This is a genomic window from bacterium (assembly GCA_029210965.1).
In the GTDB taxonomy this organism is placed as follows: Bacteria; BMS3Abin14; BMS3Abin14; order BMS3Abin14; family BMS3Abin14; genus JALHUC01.
In genome coordinates, this window is record JARGFZ010000012.1 from 71,722 (window position 1) to 79,812 (window position 8,091).

Annotated in this window: 9 protein-coding genes; 3 read left to right on the top strand and 6 right to left on the bottom strand. The window is 53.4% G+C overall.

Annotated elements, in window-relative coordinates; translation table 11 throughout:
* Positions 1-41 precede the first annotated feature (41 nt).
* A complete protein-coding gene (locus tag P1S59_06980; protein MDF1525994.1) occupies positions 42-518 on the top strand; it encodes a threonyl-tRNA synthetase editing domain-containing protein in 477 nt (158 codons plus the stop codon).
* 493 nt (positions 519-1,011) lie between these two features.
* Here P1S59_06980 and tatA read toward each other — a convergent pair whose 3' ends face one another.
* The 6 genes from tatA to eno form a co-directional block, all read right to left on the bottom strand.
* The gene (gene tatA / locus P1S59_06985; GenBank protein MDF1525995.1) at positions 1,012-1,311 is read right to left on the bottom strand and encodes a twin-arginine translocase TatA/TatE family subunit; all 300 of its coding nucleotides are present in this window, start codon (positions 1,309-1,311) and stop codon (positions 1,012-1,014) included.
* Positions 1,312-1,456: 145 nt separating this feature from the next.
* Positions 1,457-1,798, bottom strand: coding sequence for a hypothetical protein (locus P1S59_06990; GenBank protein MDF1525996.1), 342 nt, complete (start codon positions 1,796-1,798; stop codon positions 1,457-1,459).
* Between the two features lie 24 nt (positions 1,799-1,822).
* Positions 1,823-2,365 carry a GNAT family N-acetyltransferase gene (locus P1S59_06995; GenBank protein MDF1525997.1) on the bottom strand — a complete coding sequence of 181 codons (543 nt, stop codon included), beginning with the start codon at positions 2,363-2,365 and terminating at the stop codon, positions 1,823-1,825.
* Between the two features lie 39 nt (positions 2,366-2,404).
* Entirely contained in the window at positions 2,405-3,010 is a 606-nt protein-coding gene (locus P1S59_07000; GenBank protein ID MDF1525998.1) for a GNAT family N-acetyltransferase, read from the bottom strand.
* A 211-nt stretch (positions 3,011-3,221) separates the two neighbouring features.
* Positions 3,222-3,917 (bottom strand): rhomboid family intramembrane serine protease, encoded by a 696-nt coding sequence (locus P1S59_07005; GenBank protein ID MDF1525999.1) that lies wholly within the window; start codon positions 3,915-3,917, stop codon positions 3,222-3,224.
* Positions 3,918-4,092: 175 nt separating this feature from the next.
* Positions 4,093-5,385 (bottom strand): phosphopyruvate hydratase, encoded by a 1,293-nt coding sequence (gene eno / locus P1S59_07010; protein ID MDF1526000.1) that lies wholly within the window; start codon positions 5,383-5,385, stop codon positions 4,093-4,095.
* A 361-nt stretch (positions 5,386-5,746) separates the two neighbouring features.
* On the opposite strand from eno, the gene P1S59_07015 reads away from it, so the two are divergent.
* Positions 5,747-6,823, top strand: a complete 1,077-nt coding sequence (locus P1S59_07015; protein MDF1526001.1) for an SAM-dependent methyltransferase — start codon at positions 5,747-5,749, stop codon at positions 6,821-6,823.
* A 71-nt stretch (positions 6,824-6,894) separates the two neighbouring features.
* Entirely contained in the window at positions 6,895-7,578 is a 684-nt protein-coding gene (locus tag P1S59_07020; protein MDF1526002.1) for a hypothetical protein, read from the top strand.
* Positions 7,579-8,091: the final 513 nt, after the last annotated feature.

Below are 8,091 nucleotides of genomic sequence, written 5' to 3' on the forward strand. Positions count from 1 at the left end.
TTTCGTACACATGTACAATTACTTAACCTGGACCTTGGACCTTGGACCTTGGACCGATTTTAACCGTTTACTGTTCACCGTTCACAGTTCACGGTATAATATCCCCCATGAAACTCCTGCTGTTCCATATGCCTTTGTTTTATTACAAAACCCATGAAAAAAGCATCCTTGAGGCTCCCGATATCGAAGAAGAGCGGGAAGTTGTGGACTGCATAGTTGCCCTCATCCAGGCGGAGGAGGGCGACCCGGGCAAAGGGAAAAAGGTCCTGGACAAGCTCATCAAGAACATTAAATGGCTGGCCGGCAAGTTCGGTACAAAAAGGGCGGTCCTGCACTTTTTCTCTCACCTTTCAGAAAGCCGGGCCGATCCTGAGTACGCCCGGGATCTCCTTGACCGCGCCGCCGAGCGCCTGGAGGGAGCCGGTTACGAAGTCCACGTGACGCCCTTCGGGTATTTCTGCGAGATGAAGCTGCACATCGGGGGAGAGTCCCTGGCGAAAGTGTTTAAGGAATTTTGAAAGGCAGTGTCTAGGGTCTGGTGTCTAGGGTCTAGACAATGCACGGTTGCTATAAATGCGGTAAAGGTAGCATCAGGTAGTGTCGCCAGTCTTCGCTGAAGCTTCGCCTCGGCAGGCAGGGAACGCAGGGAGCTTCACGAAAATATTTTGACTGGATTCCGGGTCTTCGCGTTTATTTCACCCTCCCCCCAGATTGAAGATTTAACCCTGTGAAACCCTGTGTACCCTGTGGTAAAAACATCGCCTTAATGGTAACCAGCTTAACCCAAATTAAAGGTTTTAACAGCGGCCCTCTGAGGTGCGACCATGATTGGTCGCCCTGCGCAACCCTGCGTTAATGCTTTTGCTTTGTTCTTTCGCTCAGTCGCTCAGTCCAGGATTTTCTCCTGCATTGTGCGTTCTGCATCCTGACTTTTACCTTGTCCCTGAATAAAAAAAGGAGGCAAAGGCCTCCTGCATGAATCGTATTTGTTTGTTCTAAAAGATCTTCCCGCTAAGTCGCCGGGTTGTCCTTCCCTTTGTCGGCTTCCTCTTTTTCAGCCTCGTCTTCCGTGGTCTTCTCTCGCTCAGTCACTCCGTCGCCCTTCGCCTCATCCTCCTGCCCTGAGCTTGTCGAAGGGTCCCCTTCAGCAGCCCTTTTAAGCTCCTTCACCGTCTCCTCTTCAGCCTGCTTGAACCCACGGATGGCCTTGCCCAGCCCCTTTCCCAGCTCTGGCAGCTTCTTGCCGCCGAAAAGGAGCATGACGATGGCGAGAATGACGAGAAGTTCCTGCATGCCGAGACCGCCGATCATAAACAGTTCCTCCTGAACATGGTTCAGTGCAGGGTGTAAAGTGCAGGGTGCAGAGTGTCGAGAATAAAAAGCAAATTAACCAATCCTGCTTTACGCCTTCTCTACACTCTACACTTTACACTCTACACTGTTCCTATTCCTATTCCTATTCCTGTTTCGCCTTCTGTGAATAGGAATAGGAACTTACCAGCTCCCCATCAAAGGATACCTCAAGGTTGAAGAAAGAGGTTATGGTTGCTTCCTTGCCCGGGGTGGCCTCGATCCCCATATGGGTCCAGGTCCATTTCGGGAGACCTTCTTCGTCAACCCCCGTGAAATCGGGTTGGCCGTACATCTGAACGATCTCAGCCTTCGTCGTCATGCCGGCTTCGATCTTTGCCCCCGGGTTCTGGGTAGGCATATTCCCCAGGGTCACGTTAAAGGTGGGAGCACAAGCTCCAAAAGCAAAGATCATTGTCCCTGATAGTATCAGCGTTCGGATCTTCATGCTGCCGGTTCCTCCGGTTTCCACTCACTCAATATCAAGGGTCATAACAAGCAAGTCGTGCACTTCATCCTTGGCATCCCTGATATAGTCCTTCAGGATCGCCTCTTCCTTGAACCCCATTTTCCTGAACACGTCGATGGCACCAGTTTGTGTTACGGCCATTTCAGCGGTCAACTTTTCAAGGCCGGCCTCTTCCGCAGTGTGGATGATCTCCGTGAACATGATACGGGCCAACCCTTTTTTTCTGAAACTGGGAGATACCACGATGCGGATCTCACCGACATGGCGCATCCATCCGAAAGGCTTCCTGTGCAGTGTCGCGTTGGCAACGATCCGGCCTTCGTGCACAGCAAGCAGAGGAAAAACCCTGTTGTAATTCAGGTTGCTGAACCACTCGCGCACGACCCTGTAGTTGGAGACATCGTTGCGCAAGTACTGGCGGTCCGAATCATAGAGATCTTCAAAAAAATCCATGAGGATCCGCTCATCCTGTTTGTTCATTGCCTTGAGGACAAGTTCGGTGCCGTCTTCCAACGCTACTTTTTGAGGATATCGATCAAGGAGCATCTCTAACCCCGCTTTTCTGTTTGTAGGGGTCCTGGCACCCTAGTGTTCCATATGCCAGGTTCCGGATACCGATTCCGCAAACTCGGCCCAATTTTCCCAGAGTGTGGTCACATCGTTGCTCATTATTATAAGGTCGTGTTTCTTGCCTGTAGCGTCCATGCCGTGGTCCTTCAGGATCGCCTCTTCCTTAAACCCAAGCCGCGTAAACACGCGTTGTGCGTTGCTCTGGATAGTGAGCATCTCAGCCATAAGCTTGTCCAGTCCCAAACCGACCGCCTGCTGAAAGATCTCGGCTGCGATGATCCGGGCGAGCCCCTTGCCACGAAAACTCCCTGCCACAGACATCCGGATCTCACCTACGTGACGCATCCAGCCGTGGGGGTTCCGGTGCAGGGTAGCGTCTGCCACTACCGTATCTCCATCAAAGGCCAGAATGGGCAACACCTTTTCGTAGTCGATGTTTTTCATCCATCCGCGTATGACATCACGGTTCGCGACATCATCCCTGAGATAGAGCCGGTCCTCTTTACTCATTCCCTTGAAGAACTTGTACAGCGCCTCTTCGTCCTCTTTCACTAAAGGACGCAAAGTTACTTCGGATCCGTCTCTGAGCGCTACTACCTTTGGATATTCGTTCAGCATCATGGTGAACCTCCCTTCAAAAAGTCTATTATATCGCAGGAAGAGCGCATACTAAAGAGGGAAGAATATAATCGGGGAACCGTGAACGGTTAGGATCGACCCAAAATTACGACAGTGCACATGTGCACCGGTGCACTGGTGCACAAAACCGCTTGTTTGCGGTCTGCGTCCTGCCTGTCCCTAGCTAAGTCGAAGGACGTCCTGTGTTCTTCCCCTATTGCTCCCTCCCCCTTCCTCCTTTTATCCTCCTGTAACGGAGGAGCGTGTACCCCACCCCCACAGCAAACCCTCCAATATGGGCCCACCAGGCCACTCCAGTCGCGGCAGCACTGCTCCCATAGGACATGGAGCCGCTCATGAACTGGATGAGGAACCACAGGCCGAGGAAAAGGATGGCCGGAACCTCTATGAAGGTAACGAAAAAGAAGATGGGCACCAGGGTAACCACCTTGGCCCTTGGAAACAGAAGAAAGTAGGCCCCAAGCACACCAGCGATGGCGCCGCTGGCCCCAACGGTGGGAACGTCACTCGCCGGGTTGGCCAGCAGGTGGGTAACGGAAGCGGCCACCCCACAACCAATATAAAAGATCAGGTAGCGAAAATGACCAAGGGCCGATTCCACATTGTCACCGAATATGTAGAGGTAGAGCATGTTTCCCAGCAGGTGCAGCCACCCTCCATGGAGGAAGATAGATGTAAAGAACGGTACGGTAGCGTAGGGGATCAGCTGCGGTGCTTCGGAGAAAGCGTAAAAAACCTTCTGCGGAACCAGGCCGAAGATGTAAATGAAGCGTTCCAGGTTTGGACCGAGGGACAGCTCCATGAAGAACATCACAACGTTGGCCCCGAGGAGGAAATAGGTCACAAAGGGGATCGTTCTGGAGGGGACGTTGTCACGTAGTGGAATCATAACGGCTCTCGCTGATCATTTATCAAACCACGGGCATCTTCAGCGAGAGCCCGGGTATCGGTGTGTCGGAGTATCGGGGGAAAATCCAGTGCGCCTGATGTTTTGATCTGTCGCCGATACCCCGATACCCCCATACCCCGATACTTGCGCTGACAGGTATCCTAATATCAGCGCATCAGTCTTCCACTGCCGGGTACCGCAAACAGCCCTGGCCCAGAAAGAAAGCATCCTCATCCAGCTCTTCTTCGATGCGCAGCAGCTGATTGTATTTGGCAACACGCTCTGATCGGCTGGGAGCACCTGTTTTTATCTGCCCGGCGCCGGTAGCCACAGCCAGGTCCGCAATAAAAGTGTCGCAGGTCTCACCGGAGCGATGGGAAATGACCGATGTATACCCGGCACGGCGGGCAAGCCTTACCGTCTCCAGGGTCTCGGTGACGGTGCCGATCTGGTTCAGTTTGATAAGGATGGAGTTAGCCACACCCTTGGAGATCCCATCCGAGAGAATATGCATATTGGTCACAAAAACATCGTCTCCGACGATCTGAACCCTGTCTCCAAGCCTTTCGGTAAGGAGTGTCCATCCGTCCCAGTCGTCCTCAGCCATGCCGTCTTCAATGGATACGATGGGGTATTTGTTGACCAGGCCCTCGTAAAAAGACACCATCTCTTCTGCTGAATACTCAACCCCCTCGGCAGACAAGCGGTATTTACCATCACGATAGAACTCTGACGCGGCGGAATCCAGACAGATGGCAACGTCCTCGCCCGGTCTATACCCCGCAGCTTCGATCCCCTTCATGATAGCATCCAAAGCAGCTCGGTTTCCGTTCAGCCGGGGAGCAAAACCACCTTCATCTCCCACTGAGGTCGAATGGCCCATATCGGACAAGATCTTTTTCAGATGGTGAAAGACCTCCGTCCCCATCCTCAAGGATTCCGTGAAGGTGTCTGATCCCCAGGGAAAGATCATAAACTCCTGGATATCCAGGCCGCTGTCGGCGTGTGCCCCTCCGTTTATGATATTCATCATGGGAACGGGGAGTATGTTGGCAGAGAGTCCGCCAATATAGCGGTAAAGGGGAATTCCCAGCTCGTCGGCAGCGGCCCTGGACACAGCCATGGATACTCCCAGGATGGCGTTGGCACCCAGGTCCCCCTTGTTCTCAGTGCCGTCCAGTTCGATCATGACCTGGTCGACCTCCGACTGGGACAAAGCCTCGTAGGCAATGAGAGCGGGCGCGATCTTGTCGTTGACAGCCTCAATGGCTTTGGTCACCCCTTTTCCGAGGTAGCGCTTTTTGTCGCCATCCCGGAGTTCCAGAGCCTCCCGCTTGCCGGTGGAGGCTCCTGAAGGCACCGCGGCCCTTCCGAAAGCCCCGCTCTCCAGGTAAACGTCCACTTCCACAGTAGGGTTGCCCCTGGAATCAAGGACCTGCCTTGCGTAGATATCAGCGATCTCACTCATGGTATGCTCCCCTCTTTGATACATGGTCATCGGTGATCGGTGATCCGTAAAGCCCTGAACAACCCATGACCGATTATGGATTACGGATTACGGATTACGGATTTTATCCCATTGCTTCCCATTACCCTAACAAGGTAGAGTTATACCACGTGTTGCTCGCTAACCTGAACCACTTTTGATGGACTGCCAATCAGTCCATCAAGCAGTCCCGCCACCGGAGGGACTGGGTGGGGGCCACGCCTACGGCGTGGGACGGATCCATTCCGCTCCTTCGGCAAGCTCAGGGGGAGTCACGCCGATGGCGTGACCGCCCTCAATAAACCTCCAAGAGGCTTTTTGCGAGGTTATCAATGACGATGCCATGACTGACCAGACAATAGACCTCAAGCAGATCATTGCCGCGGAGATCAGTGAAAAGGGGCCCATGCCCTTTTCGCGGTACATGGAACTGTGCCTGTATCATCCACTTCTTGGTTACTATCAGAGACAGGAACCGACCACCGGACCCGCCGGGGATTTCTACACAGCCCCCCATGTCCACGCACTTTTCGGCCGCACCCTAGCAGCCTGGATCCAACGGATGGCCAACGATACCGGCCTGGATAAGGTTACGGTCCTGGAGCTGGGTCCCGGAAACGGTCAGCTGGCCAGGGACATCCTGGACCACTGGGGCAAGGATCAGCCCACGCTGTCCATGATCCTGGTGGAGGAGGCCGGGCCAAGGCGCAGGGACCTGGAGGCCCGCTTTACAAACGACCCCGTCCGGGTGGTGGAGCCCGATGAGTTGGACAGTCTGGATCCATTCAAGGGGGTGGTCCTGGCAAACGAGTTTTTCGATGCCCTGCCTCTCAGGGTCTTTGAACGGTCAGAAGACATTGTCAGTGAAGTGTTCGTAGATCACGACAAGGACGGTTTCAAGGAAAATCTTTCGCCAGCCGAAACAGGGGGGCGAATTACCGAAACTCTGGACACCCTGCCGGAAGGATGCCGTACAGAAATATCCGATCTGTGGCAGCCCTGGCTTTTCCGAATCGCCCGGGTCCTTGACCGGGGCCAACTGCTTATCCTGGACTACGGCGAACCTGCGGAGAACCTTATTGTCCCATGGCGTCCGGCCGGCTCACTGCGCTGCTACCGCCGCCACCAGGTAGACACTGACCCTTACGATTCCCCTGGAGAGAAGGACATCACCGCCCACGTGAACTTCTCCCTTCTCCGGGATTGGGGCCAGGATAGCGGATTCGAGTTCCTCTCCTTCTCAAGCCAAAGCTCCTTCCTCATCAAAGGCGGCATCCTCGAGATGCTGGCACAAACCATGGAAAAACTCCCTGAAAAGGAAGCCACCGGCCTTTGGCTCACGATAAAGAACCTGATCCACGAAGAAGGGATGGGGGAGGTGTTTAAGGTAATGGTTTTGAATAAAAGCAGGAGTCAGTAGCCAGGAGCCAGGAGCCTGGAGAGGCCTTTATTTCTAACGCAAAAGCACACGTTTCGCTCTTGGAGATAGACATGATCAAACTCCCGGGAACTCTTAAACTTACCCTTAAGTTTACCCTTTTACTTCTTATGATTCCTTTGGGAACACATGCCGGCCCATCCGTGGTGGTTCTTTCAGACAATTACGACAAGCCGGTAGCGGTCATGTACAAAATGCGGGCGGACTATATCGCTCAGACTGTGACGATCACCAGCAATGAACGGGATTTTTCGGCCAAGCTCAAGGGTATCAAAGAAGGTAAAAAGCATCTGATCGAATATATTGAGAGAAAAAAACAGGTTATTCTATATGAAGAACCTGCCTATCTTTATCCAGGTTCTGAAGGGCTCTTCAAGGGATCCTATGGCGGCAGTGAGCCCCAGGCCCAGGTGCAGCTTTTATTGCCTATTGTAAATAATAACGACAACATTTTTTCCGGAGGGATCGAACTTGCTGAACTCCTCCGTGCCCTTGACCCCCTGGCCAAAACCAGGTTTCAGTCATTTGCTGTCCGGCTGGCAGTTGAGGATCCCGAAAAGTTAAGAGGAAAGGTCCTGGAGATGATCAGCGCTGATGTCAAGGCCGCAAAGGAGAGGATGAAAGGGGCCGGGAAGATCACGATCAGCGGGCTTGAGGGACCTGTCAAGGTGAACCAGGTTGATGACATCAATGTGGAGCTATTCATAGAATACAGGGTGTCTCTGGAGATCCTGTAGGAAAAAACGCCGGACACGGAGACACGGCGACGCGGAGAAAAAGCAAGGCGGTGGGTCGGGGAGGGGGAGAAAAGTCTCGTGTCGGGGTATCGGGGAAAAGCTGGAATGTAGAATGTAGAACGCAGGAGAAAACCTGCGAAACTGCACCCCGAGGACCGCCCTTCAGGTCCTTTCTGGATTTCGGGTCTTCGCGTTTATTTCACCCTCCCCTCGATCCCCTCCCCTCAAGGGAGGGGAAGAGTTCGGAATGGGCCTTATTGTACGGCTCTGCCCGGAATGACGAAGGTAGGGGGTGCCTTCCGTTTTTTCTCCTAATTTCCGAGCCCGGTAGTCTTTCCCCAAGAATAAAGCCTTTCTCAGTGTCCTCTGTGACTCTTCTTCTATGAGTAGGCCGGTCCTGTCAACGGGAAACTGGTCTATTGCCGACATCGGAAGTCCTTGCTTACACCCTGCTTCTATTCGCACTGTTTGTGGGCATCTTTGGCCCTGTGCATTCTGGGGTACGGAATGAGG